The sequence below is a fragment of the Streptomyces sp. NPDC090108 genome, assembly GCF_044747185.1.
Classification (GTDB): Bacteria; Actinomycetota; Actinomycetes; order Streptomycetales; family Streptomycetaceae; genus Streptomyces.
The window spans coordinates 84,580-108,273 of record NZ_JBIVDQ010000010.1; the positions used below are offsets into that span (position 1 = coordinate 84,580).

At 72.5% G+C, this 23,694-nt stretch carries 18 protein-coding genes and 1 pseudogene; 14 read left to right on the forward strand and 5 right to left on the reverse strand.

The genetic code is table 11. From position 1 onward, the window contains the following. Positions 1–17: 17 nt before the first annotated feature. Positions 18–1,874 carry an NAD-binding protein gene (locus ACIPRD_RS30210; RefSeq protein WP_401567810.1) on the reverse strand — a complete coding sequence of 619 codons (1,857 nt, stop codon included), beginning with the start codon at positions 1,872–1,874 and terminating at the stop codon, positions 18–20. Between the two features lie 157 nt (positions 1,875–2,031). Here ACIPRD_RS30210 and ACIPRD_RS30215 point away from each other — a divergent pair, with 157 nt between their 5' ends. Together ACIPRD_RS30215 and ACIPRD_RS30220 are read left to right on the forward strand one after the other, a co-directional pair. Continuing rightward, positions 2,032–3,075: a permease gene (locus tag ACIPRD_RS30215; RefSeq protein WP_401567622.1), complete on the forward strand. Its 1,044-nt coding sequence runs from the start codon at positions 2,032–2,034 to the stop codon at positions 3,073–3,075. Beyond that, positions 3,072–4,007, forward strand: coding sequence for a TIGR03943 family putative permease subunit (locus ACIPRD_RS30220; protein ID WP_401567625.1), 936 nt, complete (start codon positions 3,072–3,074; stop codon positions 4,005–4,007). Before ACIPRD_RS30215 ends, ACIPRD_RS30220 begins: the two co-directional genes overlap by 4 nt. Positions 4,008–4,061: 54 nt before the next feature. Here ACIPRD_RS30220 and ACIPRD_RS30225 read toward each other — a convergent pair whose 3' ends face one another. Beyond that, complete coding sequence (locus ACIPRD_RS30225; RefSeq protein WP_401567627.1) at positions 4,062–5,255, reverse strand: hypothetical protein; 1,194 nt, start codon at positions 5,253–5,255, stop codon at positions 4,062–4,064. 364 nt (positions 5,256–5,619) lie between these two features. Here ACIPRD_RS30225 and ACIPRD_RS30230 point away from each other — a divergent pair, with 364 nt between their 5' ends. Continuing rightward, a complete protein-coding gene (locus ACIPRD_RS30230; protein WP_401567630.1) occupies positions 5,620–6,636 on the forward strand; it encodes a permease in 1,017 nt (338 codons plus the stop codon). Continuing rightward, positions 6,633–7,541, forward strand: a complete 909-nt coding sequence (locus ACIPRD_RS30235; protein ID WP_401567633.1) for a TIGR03943 family putative permease subunit — start codon at positions 6,633–6,635, stop codon at positions 7,539–7,541. The genes ACIPRD_RS30230 and ACIPRD_RS30235 overlap by 4 nt, the downstream gene beginning before the upstream one ends. Positions 7,542–7,585: 44 nt before the next feature. Here ACIPRD_RS30235 and ACIPRD_RS30240 read toward each other — a convergent pair whose 3' ends face one another. Then, a complete protein-coding gene (locus ACIPRD_RS30240; protein WP_401567636.1) occupies positions 7,586–8,974 on the reverse strand; it encodes a serine/threonine-protein kinase in 1,389 nt (462 codons plus the stop codon). A gap of 855 nt (positions 8,975–9,829) precedes the next feature. On the opposite strand from ACIPRD_RS30240, the gene ACIPRD_RS30245 reads away from it, so the two are divergent. Together ACIPRD_RS30245 and ACIPRD_RS30250 are read left to right on the forward strand one after the other, a co-directional pair. Next, positions 9,830–10,390 (forward strand): DoxX family protein, encoded by a 561-nt coding sequence (locus tag ACIPRD_RS30245; protein ID WP_356409862.1) that lies wholly within the window; start codon positions 9,830–9,832, stop codon positions 10,388–10,390. 140 nt (positions 10,391–10,530) lie between these two features. Further along, the gene (locus ACIPRD_RS30250) at positions 10,531–12,180 is read left to right on the forward strand and encodes a penicillin-binding transpeptidase domain-containing protein (protein ID WP_401567640.1); all 1,650 of its coding nucleotides are present in this window, start codon (positions 10,531–10,533) and stop codon (positions 12,178–12,180) included. Positions 12,181–12,382: 202 nt separating this feature from the next. On the opposite strand, the gene ACIPRD_RS30255 is transcribed toward ACIPRD_RS30250, so the two are convergent. Beyond that, complete coding sequence (locus ACIPRD_RS30255) at positions 12,383–13,471, reverse strand: LAETG motif-containing sortase-dependent surface protein (protein WP_401567641.1); 1,089 nt, start codon at positions 13,469–13,471, stop codon at positions 12,383–12,385. A 287-nt stretch (positions 13,472–13,758) separates the two neighbouring features. Between ACIPRD_RS30255 and ACIPRD_RS30260 the strand changes: the two genes are divergently transcribed. The 3 genes from ACIPRD_RS30260 to ACIPRD_RS30270 all read left to right on the forward strand — a co-directional run bounded on the left by ACIPRD_RS30260 (position 13,759) and on the right by ACIPRD_RS30270 (position 15,956). After that, a complete protein-coding gene (locus tag ACIPRD_RS30260) occupies positions 13,759–14,286 on the forward strand; it encodes an SMI1/KNR4 family protein (protein WP_356409853.1) in 528 nt (175 codons plus the stop codon). A 409-nt stretch (positions 14,287–14,695) separates the two neighbouring features. Beyond that, entirely contained in the window at positions 14,696–15,427 is a 732-nt protein-coding gene (locus ACIPRD_RS30265; protein WP_401567644.1) for an SDR family oxidoreductase, read from the forward strand. 88 nt (positions 15,428–15,515) lie between these two features. Further along, positions 15,516–15,956, forward strand: a complete 441-nt coding sequence (locus ACIPRD_RS30270) for a cupin domain-containing protein (protein ID WP_401567647.1) — start codon at positions 15,516–15,518, stop codon at positions 15,954–15,956. 88 nt (positions 15,957–16,044) lie between these two features. Here the strand turns inward: ACIPRD_RS30270 and ACIPRD_RS30275 are convergent, their stop codons facing one another. After that, positions 16,045–16,335 carry a hypothetical protein gene (locus ACIPRD_RS30275; RefSeq protein ID WP_401567650.1) on the reverse strand — a complete coding sequence of 97 codons (291 nt, stop codon included), beginning with the start codon at positions 16,333–16,335 and terminating at the stop codon, positions 16,045–16,047. Positions 16,336–16,459: 124 nt separating this feature from the next. Between ACIPRD_RS30275 and ACIPRD_RS30280 the strand changes: the two genes are divergently transcribed. From ACIPRD_RS30280 to ACIPRD_RS30300, 5 genes and pseudogenes are all read left to right on the forward strand, one after another. Continuing rightward, positions 16,460–17,434: an alpha/beta hydrolase gene (locus tag ACIPRD_RS30280; RefSeq protein ID WP_401567653.1), complete on the forward strand. Its 975-nt coding sequence runs from the start codon at positions 16,460–16,462 to the stop codon at positions 17,432–17,434. 191 nt (positions 17,435–17,625) lie between these two features. Next, positions 17,626–17,814 (forward strand): annotated as a pseudogene (locus ACIPRD_RS30285) (transcriptional regulator); the annotation flags it as partial. A gap of 494 nt (positions 17,815–18,308) precedes the next feature. Further along, entirely contained in the window at positions 18,309–18,674 is a 366-nt protein-coding gene (locus ACIPRD_RS30290) for a hypothetical protein (RefSeq protein ID WP_361112842.1), read from the forward strand. Then, complete coding sequence (locus ACIPRD_RS30295; RefSeq protein WP_401567655.1) at positions 18,664–22,932, forward strand: DUF6531 domain-containing protein; 4,269 nt, start codon at positions 18,664–18,666, stop codon at positions 22,930–22,932. Before ACIPRD_RS30290 ends, ACIPRD_RS30295 begins: the two co-directional genes overlap by 11 nt. Continuing rightward, a complete protein-coding gene (locus tag ACIPRD_RS30300; RefSeq protein WP_401567657.1) occupies positions 22,929–23,366 on the forward strand; it encodes a hypothetical protein in 438 nt (145 codons plus the stop codon). Before ACIPRD_RS30295 ends, ACIPRD_RS30300 begins: the two co-directional genes overlap by 4 nt. Positions 23,367–23,694 lie beyond the last annotated feature (328 nt).

Consider the following 23,694-nt stretch of genomic DNA (forward strand, 5'->3'; position numbering starts at 1 on the left):
GCCGTGCCGGTGGGCGGTCAGCCGAGTTCGGCCAGCCCGCGGCGGGTCGCGGCGACGACGACCCGGTCACCGGCGCGCAGCACGTAGTCGCCCCGGACGTCGGCGCACCCTTCCAGCGCCAGCACCCGGAACGCCCCCGCCCGGAACGCCCCGGCCAGCGGCCGCCCCTCCAGCTCCGGATGTCCGGCCACCGGGACCGAGGCGAACAGCAGCACCCGCCGTTCCACGGGGAAGGCGCCCAGGATGCGCCGCCCCAGCATCGCCCCGGCGAACGCGGGCGCGGACAGATACGACACGCTCCGGCTCCGGGTGGAGGCCAGCGGGTGGGCGGCCCGCAGCGTCCGGTACACCGCGGTGGCGAAGTCGTCGTCGTACAGCCGCAGCACCACCCGCAGCTCGGGCCGCACCGAGCGCGCGTACAGCACGGTCTCCAGGTTGGTCGTGTCCGAGCTGGTCACGGCCAGCAGCGCGTGCGCCCGGTGGATCTTCGCGGCCTCCAGCACCCCTTCCTGGGTGACATCGCCGAGCACCACCGGCACCCGCAGCCGCCGGGCGGTCGCGAGACCTCGCGCCTCCGGGTCGGACTCCACGCACACCACCGGGATGTGCAGCTCCCGCAGCCGGGTCAGCACCCGGGTGCCGATCTTGCCCAGGCCCAGCAGCACCACGTGCCCGCCCAGACCCCGGGGCGGCTTGCGCAGCGCGGAGCTGGTCCGGAACGTCCCCAGCGCCTCCAGGGCCGCCGCCAGCAGCACAGGCAGCAGCAGCAACCCCATCAGCCCGGAGAGCAGTTGCAGGATCTGGCGGCCGAGGGGCTGCCCGATCGCGGGGTCGTCGATCGCGAACATGTCGAGCAGCGTCAGATAGAAGGCGCTCAACGGGTGGATGCCGGTCACCAGTTGCAGGGCCACGGCGAGCGCGCACACGCACCCCACCAGCCCGGCCAGCGACCACCGCAGCCGCCGCGAGAACAGCGAGGCGAGCGGCGGCACACCGCCCCCGCGCCCGCCCGCCGCGGCCGGCGTCCTCTCCGCGGCGGACACCTGTTCCAGCACCACGCGGCCCCGTGCGCCGCCCCGCCGTACCTCCTCGTCGTCGGGGAGCAGCCGGGGCACCTGCTCCCCGTTGCCGTCGGCGGCGGAGAGCAGGGCCAGCGTGCACAGGCCGGGATCGGGGGGCGTCCCGTCGACCGACGGGGTCCGCTCCACGGCCCGCAGCAGCAACCCGTCGGTCTGCACGACCTTGCCGGTGCCGGCGACGGCCGTGGCGGCGAGCGCGGGCGCGGCGGTGTCGGCGTCGGACAGGACGGTCGTCGACGCGTCGGTGCCCCCGCTCCCGTCGTCGCCGGCGGCCAGCGCGGCGGCCTGGTCGAGGAGTTCCTCGATGTGCTGCCCCAACCGCCGGTTGTAGAGCCGCAGGACGAGGCGGATCCGGGGGTTGAGGCGGCGGGCGGTCAGCGCGGCGCGGATGTTGGTCTCGTCGTCGTCGTACACGAGGGCCAGCGCGGCGGCCCGTTCCACGCCGGCCTCGGCGAGCACGGCCTCGGTGGCACCGGAGGCCTCCAGCACCGAGTCCCCGGAGACGGGCTGCCCGCCCGTACCGGCGGCGCCGCTTCCGCCGCCACCGCTCCCGCCGGGTCCGTTCGCACCGCCTGCGGGCGGGCCGGTGTGCGTGCCGCCGTTGCCGCCGCCCCAGTTGACGGTGGCGCTGACCATCCGGTCGAACAGCGTCGCGGACGCGGACCGGGCCCGTCCGACCACCGGCCGGGCGGTACCCGCGTCGGGCGGTACGACGAGGACGACCCGTTCGCGGTAGACACCGCGCAGTTCGGCCGCGAGCCGGTGCGCGAGCCCGTCGTCCCCGCACACCACCATGTGTCCGGACGTGTCACCGGGGCCGCCTTGAGAAGGAACGCTCACCACGAGGGAAAAGACTGCCCCAAAGAGACGGACGGTTCCAGGTCCGGGCTGAACGGCCGCGCCCGTCACCGCGTACGGGAGGGGAGGAGCACACAGCCGGAGGTACCCACCCGTGGCCATCACCGAAGACGCCCCGCCGGGAACCCCGCCCGACGGCACATCCCGGGATCCGGCACACCCGTCCGGCGCGCGGGACGGCCGCGCGGCCCGGCGGATCAGTTCGCCGCTGGTGCTGACGGCGGCCCTGATGCTCGCGGTGCTCGCCCAGTCGCCGATCCGCAGCGCGCTGGGAACGCCCGTGATGCAGAGCTGGACCACGGTGTTCGTGGCCGTGACGCTCCAGGCACTGCCCTTCCTCGTCCTGGGCGTCCTGCTCTCCGCGGCGATCGCGGTGTTCGTGCCGCCCTCCTTCTTCGCCCGTGCCCTCCCCGCCCGTCCGGCGCTCGCCGTCCCGGTGGCCGGGCTGGCGGGTGCGGTGCTGCCGGGCTGCGAGTGCGCGTCGGTCCCGGTGGCGGGCGCGCTGGTGCGCAGAGGGGTCACCCCGGCCGCCGCCCTCGCGTTCCTGCTGTCCGCCCCCGCGATCAACCCGGTCGTCCTGACCGCGACGGCGGTCGCCTTCCCCCGCGATCCGGAGATGGTGCTGGGCCGGTTCCTCGCGAGTCTCCTGGTGGCCTGCGCGATGGGGTGGCTGTGGCAGCGCCTCGGCCGCACCGACTGGCTGCGTCAGCCGGCGCACGGCGCGCACGAGAGCGCGACCAAGGGCGAGTCGTTCTGGAACTCGGTCCGGCACGACACCATGCACGCGGGCGGCTTCCTGGTGCTGGGCGCCATGGCGGCGGCCACGCTGAAGGCGGTGGCCCCGGCGGCCTGGCTGCGCACCGCGGCCGACAACCCCCTGGTCTCCGTGCTCGCCCTCGCCGTGCTGGCCGTCCTGCTCTCCATCTGCTCGGAGGCGGACGCGTTCGTCGCCGCGTCGCTGACCCAGTTCTCGCTGACGGCCAAGCTCGTGTTCCTGGTGGTGGGCCCGATGATCGACCTCAAGCTCTTCGCGATGCAGGCGGGCACCTTCGGCCGTGGCTTCGCGCTCCGCTTCGCTCCCGCCACCTTCGCCCTCGCCATCACCGGCGCGGTCCTGACCGGGACGGTGCTGCTGTGAACCGGCAGGCCCAGGCGGCGGTCATGTTCCTGCTCGGCGCGGTCCTGCTGCACGTGGGCGCCACCGACCTCTGCCTGCGCTATGTGAAGGAGGGCCTGCGCCCGCTGCTGCTGGCCTCGGGCGCGGTGCTGATCGTGGCGTCCTTCGCGACGGCCTGGTACGAACGCGGACGGGCGAAGGGGCGGACGAAGGAGCGGGCGGCACGGGAGGCGGACGGTCCGGAAGCGGCGCAAGCGGCGCAAGCCGTGCAAGCCGCGGAGGTCACGGGAGCTGTGGAGGCCGCGCAGGCCACTGTGGCTCCCGGCGCGCACGGCCACGGACACGACGTCACCCCCGCGCACGACCACGGAAACGACGCCACCCCCGCACACGACGGCACCCACGGACACGGCAACGCCCAAGAGGCGGAGGCCACTCACGCCCACCCCGAGCCCCGCATCTCGTGGCTGCTGCTGCTCCCTCTGCTCGCGCTCATCCTCATCGCCCCGCCGGCCCTCGGCTCGTACAGCGCCCTGCGCACGGGGACGGCCCTGCAACAGCCGTACGGGTACGACAGGTTTCCCGTGGGTGATCCGGTGCCGCTCAGCGTGGTCGACTACGCCTCCCGGGCGGCGTACGGGCACGGACGTTCCCTGCACGGGCGTCCCGTCCGCGTCACCGGCTTCCTCGCCCTGGACCGCGGCGGTGCCCCGTTCCTGGTCCGCATGGCCCTCAACTGCTGTGCGGCGGACGCCCAGCCGGTCAAGATCGCCCTGACCGGCACGCTGCCGCCGGTGCTGCGGCCGGACGCCTGGGTGGAGGTCACGGGCACCTACACCCCGCGCATGACCCACGACCCGGTCAACAACGGACCGATCCCGTACCTGAAGGTCACCTCGGTCAGGCCGGTACCGGTCCCGCACGACCCCTACGACGAGACCTGGAACACCTGACGGTCCCGCCGGTCCCGCCGGTCATCCGTCCAGCCGGTCCAGCCGGTCGGCCGGTCAGTTGAGGCAGACCAGACCGAGCAGGCAGACGTGGGCCGGAGAGGTCGCCGCCGGGGCGCTCGGCGTCGCGGGCGTCGCCGAACCGGCGTCACCGGCGCTCCCGGAGCCCGTCGGGGCCGGGGCGGACGCCGACGGCTGGTCCGCCGGGGCGGACGAAGCGGCGCCGCCCGCCCCCGTGGCCGTACCGCCGGAGGGGGCCGCGGCCGCGGGGGCCGAGGTGTGCGGCGAGGAGGACGGAGTCAGGACGGGCAGCGGGGTGGCGGCGGAGTCCGTGCGCGTGTCCGACGGGCCGGGGGCGGCCGGCGTGGCCGGTGCCCGCGAGGTCCGCGGCGCCTGTGCGGTGGGGGTGCTCCGCGCGGTCCGTCCGTGGGAGGCGCCGCTCCCCCGCGCCGGCGTGTGCGGGGGGCCGGAGGTGTGCGGGGAGCCGGGCGGGGTCGACACGGGCAGGGCGTCGGCGGTGGCCTCCGCGCCCACGCCGCCCATGCCCCGGTTGTCCGGAGCCGCGGCCGCCTGGGTGCGGTCGGTGGACTGCCGGTCCATCGAGGCGAGGGTGAGCCCGCCGCCGACCAGTGCCACGGCGGTCGCCACGGCGGCCCTGCGCTTGTTCTTCTTCCAGCGGGCCAGCTGCCGGCGCCGGGCGGCCCGGCCCCGCGTCGCGGCGGGCGCGTCCCGCACGTCACCGGACGGGCTGAACGCCGGGGCGCCCTCCGCCTGAGCGCCCACGACCGGTCCGCCGGGAGGGCCGCCGAGAGGATCACGGTCGTCGCCGGGGAAGCCATCGCCGCCCGGGAAGCCATCGCGGCCCGGGAAGCTGTCGTCGCCCCGGAAACCGTCGCCGCCCCGGAAACCGTCGTCGTACGGCGGTCCGCCCGCGGCGGCCGAGGGTGCGGAGGCCGCTGCGGCGGGGGCCGCGGAGCCGGGGGCGGAAGCGGCGGGAGCGGAGGTGCCCGTCGGCCGCGCGGGGGAGTGCGGCGTGGCGAACGGCGGCGTGAGGGCGGCCGGGGTGCCGAAGGGCTCGAAGTCCCGCGCTGCCGCGTCCCGCATGGCCTGCTCCCGGGCCGCCGGGCCGCGCGTCGCCGCGCGGCCGGGGCGCAGATCCGCGACGGGGGCGATGTCCGGAGCGTAGGCGCCGCATCCGGGACACACGAGGGCGCCGTTCAGATGGCGACGGCACGAGGAGCAGTAGTCCATTTGCGGTCTTCCTGAGTCGGCTGCGCCTGCGGCCGGGGCCTGGCCGCGTTCGCACGCGGGATCGAACGGCGGCCAACGGTAACGATCGTTTGGGAAGACCGTGTGCGTCCCCTGTGGTTCTGCTGCGCGCATTCCCGGCGGATTCCCGCGCGTCCGGTGCCGTCTTCTCCGGGAAGTCGGGCGCGCCGGGGGTGCGGGGAGTCGGGCGTGCGCCCGGGGGTGCGGGGGGTCGGGTGTGCGCCCGAGGGTCGGCGCGGTCGCGTCATCCATTCGCGACGGCGTGTGCGCGCGGCCCGGACCGCGTCCCTCACATATCGTCGGCCCAACACCGACATCCGGAGTGAAAATGGGAAAAACGGATGAAATGGTGGAGGTGACCGACGGAGTGGCGGTCGTGTCCACCGGCCTGCCGGCGCGCCGCGCTCCCGTACGCCCGGCGGCCGTCGTCGCCGCGCTGGCCGTCGCCGCCGGCGTGGCGTTGCTGCTCCTCGCCGGCACCCGATGGCTCGACCACCCCGCCGTCCAGGCCTGGCGCACCGTCTGCCTGGCCATCACCGTCCAGGCGCTGCCCTTCCTCCTGCTCGGCACCGTGCTGTCCGGGGCCATCAACGCCTTCGTCCCGGCCGACCTGTTCACCAGGGTGCTGCCCAAGCGCGCCGCCCTCGCCGTACCGGTGGCGGGTGTGGCGGGCGCGGTGCTGCCCGGCTGCGAGTGCGCCTCCGTACCCGTCGCGAACAGCCTCATCCGCCGGGGTGTGACACCGGCCGCCGCCTTCGCCTTCCTGCTCTCCGCCCCCGCGATCAACCCGATCGTGCTCACCGCGACGGCCGTCGCCTTCCCCGGCAACCCGGCCATGGTCGCCGCGCGGCTGCTCGCCTCGCTCGCCACCGCCGCGCTGATGGGCTGGCTGTGGCTGTGGCTCGGCAAGGAGGAGTGGCTGCGGCCCGCGGCCCGGCACACCGGCCACCATGCCGGGCACAGCCGCTGGACGGAGTTCCGCCACGGCTTCCAGCACGACTTCCTGCACGCCGGGGGCTTCCTCGTGCTCGGAGCCATGGCCGCCGCGACCTTCAACGTGGCCGTGCCCCGCTCCGTCCTCGACACCTTCTCCGGATCGCCCTGGCTTTCGGTGCTCTTCCTGGCCGGTCTCGCCGTGCTCCTCGCGGTGTGCTCGGAGGCCGACGCGTTCGTCGCCGCCTCCCTCACCGGCTTCTCCCCGACCGCGCGGCTGGCGTTCATGGTGGTCGGGCCCATGGTGGACCTGAAGCTGATCGCCCTTCAGGCGGGCACGTTCGGGAAGGCGTTCGCCGTGCGCTTCTCGACCGCGACCACGGTCGTGGCGGTCGCCGCGAGCGTCCTGATCGGAGGAGCGCTGCTGTGAGACGCCTCGCGCAGACGACCCTGCTGACCCTCACCGGTGTCGGCCTCCTGCACACGGCCCTCTTCACCGACCTGTACCTGCGCTACGTCAAGGAGGGCCTCAGGCCCCTGCTGATCGCGTCCGGGGCCGTCCTGGTGCTGCTGGGCGCGGCGAACATCCTCCTGGACGGACGCCGCGCGCGGCGGGGAACCGACGCCCACGGGCTCCGGGCCGGCGCGGACGGCCACGGGTGCGGACACGACGACGGGCACGGCCACGGGCCGGAGTCCGACGGCGCGCACGGCCACGGGCCGGAGTCCGACGGTGCATACGGGCACGGGCTGGAGTCCGGCGCCGGTCACGTCCACGACGGCGGTCACGACCACGGTGGCGGGCACGGACACGATCACTCGGCCGCCCCCAAGGTCGCCTGGCTGCTGGTCCTTCCCGCGCTCAGCCTTCTCCTCTACGCCCCGCCCGCTCTGGGCGCCTACACGGCGGCGCACGCCAGCGACAAGGCGGTCGTCAAGCAGGGCAGGTTCGAACCGCTGCCCGCGGACTCGCCGCTGCCCATGACCCTCACGGGCTTCACCACACGCGTGCAGCAGGATCCCACCCGGGCGATCAGGGGCCGCGCGGTCCGGCTGACCGGCTTCGTCACCCCCGCCGCGAACGGCACCGGCTGGTACCTGACCCGGATCATCTTCACGTGCTGCGCGGCCGACTCACAGACCGTGAAGGTCCGCGTGTACGGCACCCCGGCCCCGGCCGCCAACACCTGGCTCGCGGTCACCGGAACCTGGCACCCCGAAGGCACCCTGGGGACGGCGTCGGCGCGGGCCGCCCTCGACGTCCACCAGACACAGGGCATCCCCCAGCCGGTCAACGCCTACACGGACGAGCTGCCCCTGACCCCGTCCCGCTAGGGGGCGTCTCCCCGGGGGCGCCGCCGCCCGCACACGCGGTTCGCTCAGTGCCGTCCGTCCTTGCCCTTGCCCCCGTGGCCCTTGTGCTTCTCCCCGGGCGGCGCGGGGGCGGGCTTCCCGGCCGGCGGGGCCGCGGTGACGGGCGGCGTGGTGACGGGCGGCGCGGCCGGCGGCGGAGTGCCGGTCGCGGACGTGTTGTTCACCTGCGTGCCCTCGGCGGGTGCGCCCTTCACCGAGGCGGACCCGGAGGGCGAGGGGGAAGCGGGGGTCTCGTCGGGCGAGTTCAGCGAGGCGCCGACGGCGGCCGCCGCCGCGAACAGCAGCAGGCCCGCGCCGCCCAGGACGGCCTTCATGGTGTTGCTGGTCTGCTTTCGGGGGCGGGGAGTGGCACGCCTGCTGCCGGCACCGGCGAGGGATCCCGTTCCCGACCGGGTCAGGCTTCCCGTTCCGCCCCTGTTCCCGGCGGCCCTGCTCCCGGTGGCCGTGCCTCCGCTGCCGTTGCCGCCGCTGGTGCCACGGGGGGCGGTGCGGGTGCGTGAGCGGGCGCGGTTCGGAGCCGTCGCGGCGGGCAGGGCGGGCGGGGCCGGGGGTCCGGTCCTGGCCTGGTGCGGAGCGGGCTGCCGCTGCTCGTACCGGGGCGTCGCGAGCCATGCGGCGGCCTGCTCGGCGGTGGGGCGCCGGGCGGGGTCCTTGTCCAGCATGCCGAGGACGTAGTCGGCCAGCTGATCCGGTATCCCGGGACGTATGTGGGCGGGCGCGACCGGCGTGGAGTCCACGTGCTGCTGGACCACCGCCAGGCTGTTGGCCCCGCGGAACGGGGGCTGCCCGGTGAGCAGTTCGTACAGAACGCAGCCGAGGGAGTAGATGTCGGAGGCCGGCAGTGCGGTGCGTCCGAGCGCCCGCTCCGGGGCCAGGTAGTCGGCGGTGCCGAGAACCTTGCCGGTGGCGGTGAGCGTGGCCGCCGAGTCGTCCGCGAAACGGGCGATGCCGAAGTCGGTGATCTTCACCGTGCGGTCGTTCGACAGCATGACGTTGGCCGGCTTGATGTCCCGGTGGACCACGCCCTGGGTGTGCGCGGCGGACAGCCCGAGCGCCATCTGCGCCCCGACGGCGGCGGCCTCGTCCGGCGGCAGCGCGCCGCGCAGGGAGCGCTCCTGGGCCAGGGTCCAGCCGTCGATCAGTTCCATCACCAGATAGAGCTGGCCGTTGTGGGAGCCGAAGTCGTAAACACCCACGACATGGGGGTGGTTGAGGCGCCCGGCGGTCTGTGCCTCCAGCCGGAAGCGCTCGGTGTCCGTCGCCTCCTCGGCGTGCAGGAGCTTCACCGCGACGGGCCGGTCGAGGATCTGGTCCGTCGCGCGCCACACCTCTCCCATGGCGCCCTGCCCCAGCGGCTCGTCCAACTGGTAGCGATCCGCCAGAAGCAATCCCACCGCTGTTCCCTCGCTCTCTGTGGCAGCCTTCGCCACCTGTTCTCAAGTCCCCATGATTCGAACGCAATTATGAAGAGATCATCGGCAGCTTACCGGGACTCCCGCACAAGGCCCGGCGCCGAAGGGCGGGTTACGGCTGGGCCGACCGCTCGGCCCGCGGCGCGCGGCAACTTCTGACCGCGCCGGGCCGCCGTGCGCGGTGCGTCCGTGCTGCGTCCGGCCCGCCGTGAGTGGTCCCTCCCGGCCGCTCCGGCCCGCCATGAACGGCGCTTCCGTACCGTGTACGGCTCGCCGTGCGCGGCGCTTCCGTACCGCGGCCGTCCCGGCCCTCCGGCTCGGGACGGCCGGGGCCCTGCGCTCCCGGATCCGGGTACGCCGAGGACGCGGCTACCCCCTTCCGGCACGCGGCGGGGAGCCCCGTCTCGGCGTACGCCGGAAGGGGTCGGCTACGTCTCCCGGCAACCGGCCCCGCGCTCCCGGGCCCTCCCGCGCTCCCGGGCCCTCCCGCGCTCCCGGGCCCTCCCGCGCTCCCGGGCCCTCCCGCGCTGCCGGGCCCTCGCGACCCGCCGCGGCCCCGCGACCGCCGGTCGTCCGGCCTGCCGGATCCGGCAGGCGGCCGTGCCAAACAGGCCGGTCCGCCCACCGCGCCGGCCGTGCCGCGCAGGCCGGTCCGTCCACCGCCCCGCCCGCCGCCCCGCCCCGAGCCTCACCGGGTGCACGAACGCGACCGTCGCGAAAGGATGGGCATGGTGGCCCGCGCTCCGCGAGGCTGCGCGGGGGCGCGCCGCCGGCCGGTGCCTCGGCGTCAGGCCGAGCTGGGGGTGACCACTGATCGGTGTTCTTCCGGAGCTTCCCATGGGTGACCAGAGCATCCCGAACCGTCGTACCGAGCGTCCGAGGGAACCGGTGGCGTCGGGCACCGGAACGCCCCGGATCACCGCCGCCGACTGCGCCCTCCTGCTCGTCCGGCTGACGATCGGGCTGCTGATGGCGGCCCACGGGGCGCAGAAACTGTTCGGGCTCTTCGGAGGCCCCGGCCTGACGGCGACCGGCAAGGGCTTCGAGGCCCTCGGCTTCCGCCCCGGGAAACTCTTCGCGGTGATCGGAGGCGGCTCCGAGTTCCTGGGCGGACTCGGACTGGCCGTGGGACTGCTGACCCCGCTGGCGGCCGCCGCCCTGGTCGGCGTGATGATCAACGCCATGGCCACGGTCACCGGCGCCCACGGCCTGTGGGACCAGGACGGCGGCGTGGAGTACAGCGTCTGCATCACCGTGGTGGCCGTGGCCATCGCCGCGATCGGGCCGGGTGCGCTCGCCCTCGACCGCTTCTTCCCCTGGGGCAGGGGTGGCTGGCTCCCGGGCGCCTTCGCCCTCGGCCTGGGAGGCATCGGCGCGGCGATCACATTGACCCTCTGACCCCGCGACCCCGGCAAGATCCGGAAGGCAGGCCCTGGCCGCACTCGCCCCACGCGCCCCCTCAGGCAGCCCTGACGGTCCGGTAACGATCCGAAGATTGCCGGCACGCGTGTACATAGGACTTACATACGATCCGGCGCATGAACAGAGCTGTGAAGATCGGCCTCGCCGGTACGTGCACCGCGCTGCTCGTCCTCGGGGGGATCGGTACCTACAACATCCTGCACGGCCTGACCTCCGACGACGGTTCGCCGCAAGGCGCCCAGCCCCTCTCCGGACCGGGGCTGTCGAGCGCGCCGCCCTCGGACGCGGAGGCGCTCAAGCTGACCCGGGCGTTCCTGGACAGCTGGTCGCGGCGGCACCTCGACGGCGCGGCGAGCGACACCGACGTCCCCGACGCCGCGGGGCAGGCCCTGCGTGGCTACGCGGACGGCCTGCGGCTGAAGAAGGTCTCCTTCGGCAACGTTGTCCCGGTGGGCCCTTCGACGGTGACCCAGGGCGCGACGAAGGTCACCTTCGACGTCACCGCCGAGGTCGCGGGGGGAAGCTGGACGTATCCGAGCGCGGTCGCCGTCGTGAAGGCCACGAACGGGGCGCTCGCGGTCCACTGGAACAATTCCGTCCTCTATCCGGGCCTGGGCGAGGACGAGACCCTCTCCGGGGGAGAACTGCCGGCCGACGCGACGCCGGCGAAGGCGGTCGCGAGCGACGGGAAGACCGACCTGTCCACCTTCCCCTCCCTGCGGGAGATCGCGACGACGATCGGCCGGAACGGGGAGCCGTCCGGAGGCACCCCGGGCAAGGGCGTGGCCGTGCTCGACTCCGACGGCGGGGGCGTCAAGACGCTGAAGGTCTTCTCCAAGGGCCGGCCCGCGGTCGTCAGGACGACCATCGACGCGCGTCTCCAGGCGGCGGCCGAGACCGCGGTGAAGGACGCGCACCTCCAGGACAAGCCGGCCGGGACCGTCGCGCTGGACTGGCGCAACGGCCACATCCTGGCCCTCGCGCACACGGGCGACGACGGGGACATCGCGATCGACGGCATCAAGTCGCCGGGGTCCACGATGAAGATCATCACGTCGGCCGCGCTGATCGACCAGGCGGGTCTGACGCCGGGCAGTCCGGCGCCGTGCGACGAGTCGGTGACGGCCAACAGCCAGACGTTCCACAACGACCCGGGGGTGCGGGCCCGTCACGGTTCCACCCTGGCGCAGGCGTTCACGGTGTCGTGCAACACCTCCTTCATCAAGGACGGGTTCAACGCCCTGGTGCACGGCGGGGACGCGTCCGCGCTGAACCACGAGGCGGTCGACGTCTTCGGCATGGGCAGCTGGTCCATCGGCGGCGGTGTCGCCACCACCGACCCGAGCATCCCGGCGAACGTCCAAGGAGGCGACCAGGCCGCGCAGTTCATCGGCCAGGGCAAGGTCACGGCCACGCCGCTGTTCATGGCGTCCGTGGCCGCGACCGTACGCAACACCGGTTTCCGGCAGCCGGTCATCGTCCCCGGCCAGCACCAGGACACCGCCTCGCGGCCCATCTCCGCCCGTACGGCCGGCTACCTCCGGTCGATGATGAGCGACGTGGCCACCAGCGGCACCGCCGCCCCGCGCCTGGGCGGTCTGGCGGGCGTCGGCGCCAAGACCGGCACCGCGGAGGAGGGCGACCACACCAACGGCTGGCTGACCGCCTACGACTCCCGTATCGCCGTGGCCGCCCTCGTCGAAGGCGGCAGCTCGGGCGTCGACTCCGCCGGACACGTCGTACGACGGCTGCTCACCGCGGGCTGACCGGGTCCGGCCCGGGACCGCCCGGCTGCCGCCCCGCCGCCTACGGGAACGAGGCCCGCGTCACCGCTCGACGGCGGTGATGCGGACCTCGTTCCCGTACGCGGACCTCGTGGTCAGGGCGCCCTGCGCCCGGGGGACCCCGGCCTCAGGGCCCCGGGGCCCGAGGGGCCCGTCGCTGCCGGCTCCCGCCGGGGAGCCGCCGTCAGACGGTCGCACCCGGACCCGCGGTCCTGCGGCGGCGCACGACGAACATCGCGCCGACACCCACGGCCACGGCGGCACCGCCGGTGAGGGCGATCACGGGCATCGCGGAGCTGGAACCGGTCTCCGCGAGGTGACCCTGCGGCTCGATCTCCGTGTTGCCGGACGGCTGCTGCGGCTTCGGCAGCGGCTTCTTGCCGCCCTGCGGCCTGGAGTCGTTCGGCTTGCCGGGCGCGGTGCCGGCCTTCAGGATCTGGAACTCGTAGTAGCTGTCGTCGCCGGACAGGACGCAGTCGCCCTTGTCGTCGGCGTACATGCCGATGCTGATGGCGTAACCGGTGCCCGCCGGGGCGGACTTGTCGACGGCCACGCGCATGTCCACGGTGAAGGACTCGTGGGCCTTGACGTCGGTGTAGCCGAGGTAGCCGGCGGCCTCGTCGCCCTCGTCCAGGGAGATGTCGACCCACTGGCCGGAGGACGGGTCCTGGTACTGCAGCGTGAGGTGGCTGGTGTCGATGAAGTAGTCCTCCTCGTCCAGCTGCGCCGCGAACACGCCGAGGTCGACCCGCTTGTAGGCACGGTCGCCGCTGTTGGCCACGTTCAGCTTGAAGCCGTGGAAGCCGCTGCCGGCCACGACCTTCGAGGGGAGGCCGGAGAGGGTCGTGTGCAGGTGGTGGTCGATCGCGGGCTCGCTGTCGCCGTCGCACTCCAGCGGGTCGCCCGCGTTGGACGACAGCGAGGGGGAGGCGGAAGCGGACGCCGAGGTGGAGGCGGAGACGCTCGCGTCGGCTGAGGCGGCGGAGTCGGCCGAGGCGGACGTGGTCGCCTCGGTCGCCCCCTCGGCCGCAGCCTTGGAGTCGTCGGCCGCGGAGGTCGTCTCGCCGGCGGCCGGCGCCGTCGTCTCACCGGTGGCCGGAGCGGTGTCCTCGGCCGCCGCCGTGGTCTCGTCGCTGGTCGTCGCAGCCGTCTCGCCGGCGGTGGCCGCGGTGGTGGTGTCGTCCGACGCGAATGCGGCCGGCGCCGTCAGCAGGACGGCCGGAGCTATGGCGGCTGTCGCGGCGGCGAGAGCCAGAGAGCGGCGAAGCTTCATGCGAACCTCAAGACAGGAGTGACCGAATGCGTACACACAGACGACCCACAGCCGCGAAGAAGGGTTGTCCGGTCCTCGATCATGTGATCCAGGTCACCACTCCTGATGCGCCGGTGAGACCTGGGACGCCTGAGGCTGCCCGCTGTCACCGGGACGCCTGAGGCTGTCCACGGTTACCGGGACGCCTGAGGCTGTCCACGGTTACCGGGACGCCTGAGGCGGCGCGCTGTCACCGGGACTCCTGAGGCTGCTGCCCGCTGTCACCGGTGATGGCTAGCCTGCCCGGCATGAACACCGCCGAAGATCTCCGGTTCCCGCCCGCTCTCGCCGCCGCACTGGCCGTACCGTTCGACTACGACGACGGCGACGGGGTCGACTTCGAGGCGTTCCCCGCGTTCCTCTCCGCCGAGGACACCACGGACTGGTTCCGTGCCTGGACGGGCAACGCGGAGCTGACCGGCGACGACTTCCGGGTGTTCGGACAGGACGGCTCCGGCGGTTACGCGGCCGTCTGGACGGCACGCCCGCACCGCCCGCTCGCCGAACAGCCCGTGGTCTTCCTCGGCTCCGAGGGGGAGACGGGCGTCATAGCCTCCGACCTCGCCGGCTTCCTGTGGCTGCTGGCGGCCGGTCTCGGCCCCCGGGAAGCGGCGACGACGGACGATCCCGGCTGGTCCCCGCGCCCCGACCACGCGCTGACGGAGGTCGCGGAACGCTTCGCGGCCGGGCACCGGCGGCCGCCGTCCGCCATCGTCGAACGGGCCGGCCGGGAGTTCCCGGACTTCGACGACATGATCATGGAGCTGTGCCGCTGACACCCTGCGGGGTGTACGCGGCGCTCCCGGCCGCTGCGACCTTGCGCCCCGGCCTCCGCCGGGCGCCGCAGACTCACCGGCGGACCGGCGGACCGGCGGACCGGCGGCCCGGCGGCCCGGCGCACCGGCGCACCGGCGGCCCGGCGGCCCGGCGGCCCGGCGCACCGGCGGCCCGGTGGCCCGGTGGCCCGGCGCACCGGTGGCCCGGTGGCCCGGCGCACCGGTGGCCCGGTGGCCCGGTGGCCCGGCGCACCGGCCCACATGCGCCGCGGACCGCGCCGACGCAGGCTGGAGACATGACCTGTCGCCGCAGGCATGATCCCGTCGGCCCCGGGCCCCGGGCCCCCGCACCGGGCGTGTGGTCCGCCGTCGGCCCCATGGCCTGCCGGCGCGTGACGAAGGGCGACCCATGAAGATCGCAGTCATCGGCGGTACCGGCCTGATCGGTTCGCAGGTCGTGGAGAAGCTCAGGGCGGCCGGCCACGAGGTGGGGGCGTACTCGCTGTCCACAGGTGTGGACGTGATCACCGGCGAGGGGCTGGCGGAAGCACTGGCCGGTGCCGATGTCGTCGTCAACCTGACGAACTCGCCGACCTTCGACGACGCCTCGCCGGAGTTCTTCCGCACCTCGATGGAGAACATCCTGGACGCGGCCCGGGCGGCCGGGGTCGGGCACGCCGTCGTGCTGTCGATCGTCGGCGTGGACGAGATTCCGGACCTCGTGTACTACCGGGCCAAGACCCTGCAGGAGGACCTCCTCAAGGCCGGCCGGATCCCCTACTCGATCGTCCGCGCCACCCAGTTCATGGAGTTCATGAACGCGGTGATGTCGTGGACCGACGAGGACGGCACCGTACGCCTGCCCGCGACCCCGCTCCAGCCGATCGCCGCCGAGGAGGTCGCCGCGGCCGTGGCCGAGGTGGCGGCCGGGCCCCCGCTGAACGGCACCCTCGACATCGCCGGGCCCGACGTCATCCCGCTCGACGAGATCGGCCGGATGACTCTGAGCGCCCGCCCGGACGGCCGCACGGTCGTCACCGACGACAGCGCCGGCATGTTCGCCGCCGTACCCGGAGACGCCCTCGTCCCGAAGGGCGAAGCCTGGATCGCCCCCACCCACTACCGGGACTGGCTCACCTGACCCCGGCCCCGCCCCCTCGTACCACCGGACCCCAGCCCCTTCCATACACACACGGACCCACGCGAACCCTGAACCCGGAGGCCTCACCATGCCGAACGACGACCCGGCAACAGGCGGCACCGGAAGCCCACCGGGATCGGACGCCTGGAAGACGGCGCTCACCGTGCTCCAGTCGGTGCAACCGCCCTCCGTTCCCGAGGGGGTGGAGGTGATGACCGTCGTCATCGAGTTCCCTCCGGGAGACCCCGGCACCCCGCCGCACCGGCACTCGGGCCCCGCCTTCGGCTACATGCTGGAGGGAGAGATGCTCTTCGAGCTGGAGGGCGAGCCGGAGCGGGTGATCAAGGCCGGCGAGACCTTCTGGGAGCCCGGCGGCGACGTCATCCACTACCAGGACGGCAACAACCGCACGGACACCCGGAGCCGCTTCCTCGTCACCATGCTCTGCGCCCCGGGCCAACCCATGCTCACCCTGGTCGACGCCGAAGAACTGGCCGCCCGCCGCCACCTGCGAGCACCGCGCCCCTGACGGTTGCTCAGGGGAGGCGACCCACGGGGGATACCGGCCGCGACGCACCCCTCCACCTGGCCGCCGCCCAGGCTCGCTGGGCCGGGGCTCAGTCGACGAGCTGGCCGATCGCCGCCACGAGGTTGAACACCGCCGGCAGGACGAAGATGCTCCCGACGCCGATCCACACGCCGCCTGCGATGCGGTAACCGCGGCTCGGCGGGGGCGGCTGGACCAGCCGGTCGCCCGCCCTCATCGTCTCGCTCGGAGCGGCCAGACCGCGCCCGGTGCGGCGCTGCCTCCGCCCCAGCCATATGAAGACACCCGCCGCCATCGCCGTGAAGGCGGCCAACTGCAGATGCTCACCCGGCGAATCGGCACCGGCAAGCGCTACGGCCATGTACAGCAAAGGACTTCTCCCCCCAGAGAATCATCGAGGCTGGATCACCTCATGACGGCCCGGCCCTGTCAACTCCCTTGATCGCCGGTGCTGGGCGACGAAGGGCCTACGAGCAAGGAGAACCATGGAGTACGTGCCGCCCCCCTTCGACCCCGAACTCGCCGTCGCACTGGAGGCGATCAACCAGGTGATGCCGCCCGGCCTGACCCCCGACCAGATCGTCCCGGCCCGTCAGAGCCCGGCCCTGCGGACGGCGGCCGACATGGACGTGAGCATGGACGGTGCCTTCGAGACGGAGGACCGGACGGTGCCGGGTCCGGACGGCGCCCCCGACATCTCGCTGCTGATCTGCCGCCCGGCCACCCCGGCGGCCGGCCGTCTCCGTCCCGTCGTCTACTACACCCACGGCGGAGGCATGGTCCTGGGCCACAACAGGGTGGGCGTCGAACTGCCCCTGGCCTGGGCCAGGGAACTGGACGCGATCGTGGTGTCGGTGGAGTACCGGCTGGCACCGGAGCATCCGCACCCCGCGCCGGTCGAGGACGTGTACGCCGGCCTGTTGTGGACGGCGGCGCACGCCGAGGAACTCGGCGGCGACCCGGAGCGGATCGTCACCGCGGGCACGAGCGCCGGGGGCGCCCTCACGGCCGCACTGGGCCTTCTCCTCCGTGACCGCGGGGGACCACGGCCGCTCGGGCAGATGCTGCTGTGCGCGATGCTCGACGACCGCAACGACACGCCCTCCACCTACCAGATGGCGGGCATCGGCGTCTTCGACCGCACCTTCAACGAGACGGGATGGACAGCGCTGCTCGGCGAGCGCCGCGGCGGCCCGGACGTCTCCCCCTACGCCGCACCCGCCCGCGCCGAGGACCTCACCGGCCTTCCCCCGACCTTCATGGACGTCGGCTCCGCCGACACCCTGCGCGACGAGGTCGTCGGCTTCGCCACCCGCCTCTGGCAGTCCGGAAGCGTCGCCGAACTCCACGTCTGGCCCGGCGGCTTCCACAGCTTCACCGGCTTCGCCCCCGAAGCGTCCCTGTCCCGGTCCGCCCGCGCCGTGCAGGTGGACTGGCTACGCCGCCTCCTGGACCTCTGAGAACGCCGGACCGCTCACGGAGACCGGCGCCGTACCCCGTCCGCGATGCCCACGGCGACGGGGTACGGCGGCCGTTCCAGCGGACTTGGCAGTCGTGGACGGGTGATGGACGAGACCTGAGCTTCGGAAGCCACTGAGGGCATCGACGGGATCAACGCCGACGAGTGGACGCCCCGGGAGCTGCGGCACGTGACGCAGGAATCGCCCTGGCCGTAGCCCGGCCGCTTATGCGCCGGCACCTCCCGGTCCCCGAGCGCCGTGCCGCCCTGCGGGCCGACGCCGCCCGCGCCTACAGCCGGCGGGGCCGTCTCGCCGACGGCTACCAGGCACTGCGCATCGCCGAGAGCTGCGCGCCCCAGGACATCCGCCGCCCCGCTGTCGCTGGGAGGAAGCACTGGAGCACACCCCAAGCTGTTGGGGCGGGTGTGATCGTCCTCGGGCTGCTCCCGAGATGACCCCGGAAACCACTCAGGGGCCCGACCCGCTAAGCGGATCAGGCCCCTGATGTGGTACCTCGGCTGTCGGGGTGGCGGCATTTGAACCCACGACCTCTTCGTCCCGAATGAGGTTCGGTTGGTGAGCCTGCCAGCTTCGATCGCGTTTCCGCAGGTCGGAGGGGTGGGTTCGGTTGGTGTCGCGTGGCATGGGAGGGGTTCGGGGAGCGGGTTGGCTCCCCGGTGGCTCCCCGTGCGTGCACCCGGCGGGCGCTGCCCGCCACCCGCCCGCTCCCCGAAGCGTTATGACGGCCAACCAGCAGGAGAACCCTGAGACGAACAGCCGACGGGCACCATCACGCGCGGGGCCGGCATGGCACTTCCTTTACCCGTCTGTCCTATGGTCGGAAGCCGCAGTTGCCAACCGGGGGAGGACAGCGATGGGCGACGGCAAGATACCCGGCAAGGTCCTGGACATAAAGACCGCCGACATCAAGGCGGCGGCACCGGCCTTCCATCAGGGCGCCATCGATCTGAGCAGGGCGCTGACCACGCTCATCCAGACCCTGGACGGCCTCGGTGAGCCCTGGGGCCACGACGAGCAGGGCAACCAGTTCGGCGGTCTCTACATGCCGCAGCAGAAGACGATCGAGTCCTCGACGGGCATTCTCGTGCTCGGTCTGACGAGCATTCACGAGGCCATGGTCGACATGGCGGACGGGCACGTGGACAACGACGAACTCATCGCCGGCATGTTCACCAAGGTGAAGACCGACAAGCAGAGCGACGGTGCCGGTGAGCGTTGAGGACAAGGCCCGCCACATCCTTCTCGACCTGGGCCTGTGGTGGCCGGAGGCCGACCCCGACAGACTGCGGGACGCGGCGAAGGCCTGGCGCACCTTCGCCGAAGCCGTGGACGACGTCCGCGCGCCCGTGCACCGCAGCGCGTCCTCGATCATCCACCACAACACCGGTGAGTCGATCGAGGCGTTCAGCAAGTTCTGGGGGCGCTACGCGCAGGGCAAGGACGGCGGCTGGCTGAGCGATCTGGCGAAGTCCTCGCGGGAGATGGCCAAGCAGCTGGACAAGTTCGCCGATGCCATCGACGACGCGATCAACAAACTCTGGACGCAGATCGGCATCGACGCGGCCGTGATCGCGGGCGGTGTGACCCTCGCCTTCTTCACCGCGGGCCTCGCCTCCGGAGCAGCGGTCGCGGCAGCGGACGCGGTGATCGAGTTCGGTGCCACGATGGGCGTCGCGGTCTCCGCCACGGTGGCAGAGATCACCGGGGGCGCCCTCATCGCCGCCGCGTTCGGCGGAGTCGAGTCGGTCACCGTCGACCTCGCCGTGGCCCAGCCCCTTAAGATCGCGACCGGGCTGCAGCACGGTCTCAGCCTGGACGAGGTCAACCAGGCCGCCAAGGACGGCATGATCTTCGGCGGCGCGCTCGGAGCCAGCGGCGGTCTGCTGAAGGCGAGCATGGAAGGTGGACTGGCCGACACCACGCCGCTGCTGCTGCGCCCGCCGTCGCTGCGCCCCGACCTGGTGGAGCTGGGCCCGGCCGCCCGCAACGCCGATCGCACCCCCTGTGTGGGCGAACCGATCGACGTGGCGACCGGCGCCATGTTGATGACGCAGAGCGATCTCAGCTTGCCGGGCAGTCTGCCGCTGGAGTTCACCCGAACCCACCTCTCTTCCTACCGAGGTGGCGTCTGCTTCGGCCCGACCTGGATATCCACCCTGGACGAGTGCCTCCAAATCGATGGCGAGGGCGTCGTCTTCGCGGCAGCCGATGGCATGCGTCTGGTCTATCCGGTACCGGAACCAGGCGTGCCGACCATCCCGGTGAAGGGCCCGCGCTGGCCTCTGGAGTGGGACGGCAAACCGGACGGCGCGATGACGGTCACCGACCCGGCGACCGGCGTGATGCGCACTTTCGCCGCCCCCGCCCCCTCTCCTTCCTTCGGCGTCTTCCACCTGGCGCTGGACTCATGGAGCGACCGCAACGGCAACCGCATCGACGTCGAGCGCGACGACGAGGGCGTTCCCTTCGGCATCCGCCACTCCGGCGGCTACTACGTCGCCGTCGACACCCAGGGCCCGCGCATCACGGCCCTGCGCCTGCTGGACGAGCCGCCCTCCCGCTACCTTCCCAGCGCCGCGCCCGACGAGGGCACCCTCGTCATGCGCTACGCCTACGACACCGCCGGCAACCTCACCGAGGTCATCAACTCCAGCGGCGAACCCCTGCGCTTCACCTACGACACCGAGGACCGCGTCACCCGCTGGACCGACCGCAACGGCACCTGGTTCGCGTACGTCTACGACGACCGCGGCCGCGTGACCCGCACCGAGGGCGTCGACGGCATCCTCTCCGGCACGCTGACGTACGACGACATCACCCGCACGACGACGTACACCGACTCGCAGGGTCATGTCTCGGTCCACCAGTACAACGCCGAGGGCCTGGTGGTGGAGGAGACGGACCCGCTCGGGCATGTCACCCGCACGGAGTGGGACGAATATGGCGACAAGCCGCTGACGGTAACCGACCCCCTGGGCCACACCACGCGGTATGCCTATGACGACGCGGGCAACATCACCGAACTCAGCCTGCCCGACAGCTCGGTCGCCCGGGCCACCTACAACGCGGTTGGCCTCCCCACGGAGGTGGTCGAGCCCAGCGGGGCGGTCTGGCGGCACACGTACGACGAGCGGGGCAATCTGCTCAGCACCATGGACCCGGTCGGCGCCGAGACGCGGTATACGAACGACGTGGCGGGCCGCCCAACGGCGATCACGAACGCCCTCGGACACACCCGCACGGTCGCCTACGACGACGCTGGCCTGCCCGTCGTCCTCACGGATGAGCTGGACCACACGACGACCGTCCGCCGGGACGCTTTCGGCCGGGTGACCGAGGTGACAGATCCGCTGGGCCACACCACACGGCTCGGTTGGACGCCAGAGGGCAAGCCTCTCTGGCGCGAGCAGCCCGACGGCACCCGGGAATCGTGGTCCTGGGACGCTGAGGGCAACCTCCTCTCCCACACCGATCCGGCAGGTCATACAACCCGGCACACCTCGGCCCATTTCGACGTACCGGCCACGAGAATCGACCCGGACGGCGCCCGTTATGCGTTCTCCTACGACACGGAACTGCGTCTGACAGAGGTCACCAACGCGCAAGGCCGCACCTGGACGTACACCTACGACCAGTCAGGTCGTCTCGTGATCGAGACAGACTTCAACGGCCGCACGCTGACATATACGCACGACGCGGCAGGTCAGGTGACCGCGCGGACCAACGGAGCCGGGGAGACTCTGCGTTTCGTGCGGGACGCATTGGGGCGGCTGGTGGAGCAACGATCGGACGTGGACGACGTCACGACATTCGCTTATGCGGCAGACGGCCGCCTCGCGCAAGCGGTTAACGCGGACGCGGACATCGCGTTCAGTCGCGATGCGATGGGCCGCATAGTGAGCGAGACCGTCAACGGACGCACCACCACGTACGCTTACGACGCGCTGGGCCGCCGGGTCCGACGCGATACCCCAGCGGGGCGGACCTCGCATTGGACATACGATCCGGCGGGCAGGCCGACACAGTTGCGTTCCGAAGCGGGGACGCTGACATTCACGCATGACGCGGCAGGGCGCGAGACCCAACGTCACGTGGGCAGCGGCGTGCCCCTCACGCAGACCTGGGACGCAGTCGATCGCCTCACAGCCCAATCTCTCACAGCGGGTGCCCACAACCTGTTGCAGCACCGCGCGTACGCCTACCGATCCGACGGCCACCTGACCGAGATCCGAGAGCTCACCACGGGCATGCGCCGCTTCGACATCGACACCATGGGCCGAGTGACGGGTGTACGCGCCCATGGCTGGAGCGAGACCTACGCGTACGACAACGCCGGCACCCTCACCGATGCGTCCGCAGCCGCCCATGTTGCCGCAGGTGGGCGTGACATCGACGGCACGTTGGTGCGGCGGGCGGGCGATACCACGTACTCATACGATTCCCAGGGCCGCCGGACCCAGAAAACGCGCAAGCTGTTGAGCGGGCAGGCAAAGACGTGGGCGTACGCCTGGAACGCGGAGGACCGGCTCGTTGAGGTCGTTACGCCCGAGGGCGCCCGATGGCGGTATGCCTACGACCCGCTCGGACGGCGCATCGCCAAGTTCCGCTGTCTGCCGGACGGCTCGGAGGCCGACCGGACGGATTTCGCCTGGGAGGAGACCCTTCTCGCTGAGCAACTCCTCGCGCACGGTGCCGTCACAACGTGGGACTACGCCCCCGCCACACATCGCCCCGTTGCCCAGACCACGAGCAGGTACATGGTCGGCCCCGCGGGTGCGTCTTACCTCTCCCGGCTCGCCGAGGACACCACGACCGACCACACTACTCACTTCCACGCCGTCGTCACGGACGTGATCGGAACCCCCACCGAACTCGTTTCCCCCGACGGCGACATCGACTGGCAGCGGCGTACCACTCTGTGGGGCACACGGTATCCGGCACTTGCCGACGACGCCGAGTCCGTGGACTGCCCCTTGCGTTTCCCCGGCCAGTACGCCGATGTGGAATCCGGCCTCAACCAGAACTTCCACCGCTACTACGATCCCGATACTGCGGGGTACCTCTCCTCGGACCCGCTCGGTCTGGAAGCCGGTCCGAACCCGTACTGGTACGGGCCTCATCCGCTGACCTGGACGGATCCCTACGGCCTGGCGCTTTGCCGCACCACTCCGAGGATGGAGACCGGGAACCCCAAGGAGGGCTGGCAGCACATCGATGAGCGCCATATCTCGGGAACCGCTCAAGGCGGCCACGGTGATCTGATGCCTCCGTCGACCACCCGCGGACAGGTGGAGAAGGCTGTGAGAACGATGATCGAACGAGGTCAGCGGGTATCGGATCCCGGGCGGCGGATCCAGACCTTCGAGAAGAGGATGACCGTGAACGGCATGTCGGCCCGATATCGGCTCATCGTCGACTCCGAGGACGGAAACCGTGTCATCACCTTTTTCCCGGTAGGAAAGAGCTATACCCCGTGATCACTGTGCAGTTCACCGTACGGCCCGGCCAAGGCGACGCCGGCGGGTTCGATCTAGGTGACATGGCCGTCACCGGCGATCTCGGCACGGCCGATTCGGCCGGCCATGTCCCCGATCAGGGCATGATGATCTATCTCTCGGTCGTCCAGTTGCTGGACAGCCTGGGTGCCTTTCTTCGGGGCAACGATCGCATGCTGACCTTCACCGGTGCCGACACTTCCTTCGGCCTCGTTGTGCGACGGACCAAAGACGGCCTGTCGGTCGCCGGTAAGGATGGAGTCGTCGCACGGACGACGGCGCGGGAGCTCGCCTCCGCCGTGCTATGCGCGGCAGAGGACCTGGGCCCCGCCCTCCCTCCGGAAGACCCGGTCGCATCCGACTGGAAGGCTGCCCTCGCCGCCTTCCGTCCCCTCGTGCCGAGCGGCAGGGGGTAGGTGCTGGCAAGCCCGGACGACGAGGGCCGAGGAGGCGTCGAGAACGCTGCCCCGGGCGTACACGCGGGGTGGTTACGTCGAGCGGCGCCGGCTTTCGAACGGCTCCCAAGACGACCCAAGGAACGACTCAGGGGGCCCGACCCGCCCTTCGGGAGGGCCGAATTCCTGGCGACGCGCAGCCTCCGCGACCTGCTCGCTATCCTGCGCCGTTCCATCGAGCAGGCTCCGCGCAGAGACAAGGCCGCGCGAAACGTCGCCCTGCTCGTCACCGCTCCGGAAGGACGGCCGGGGCGTCCGAGTAAAGCCCTGAACCTCAAGCGGGCGGAAG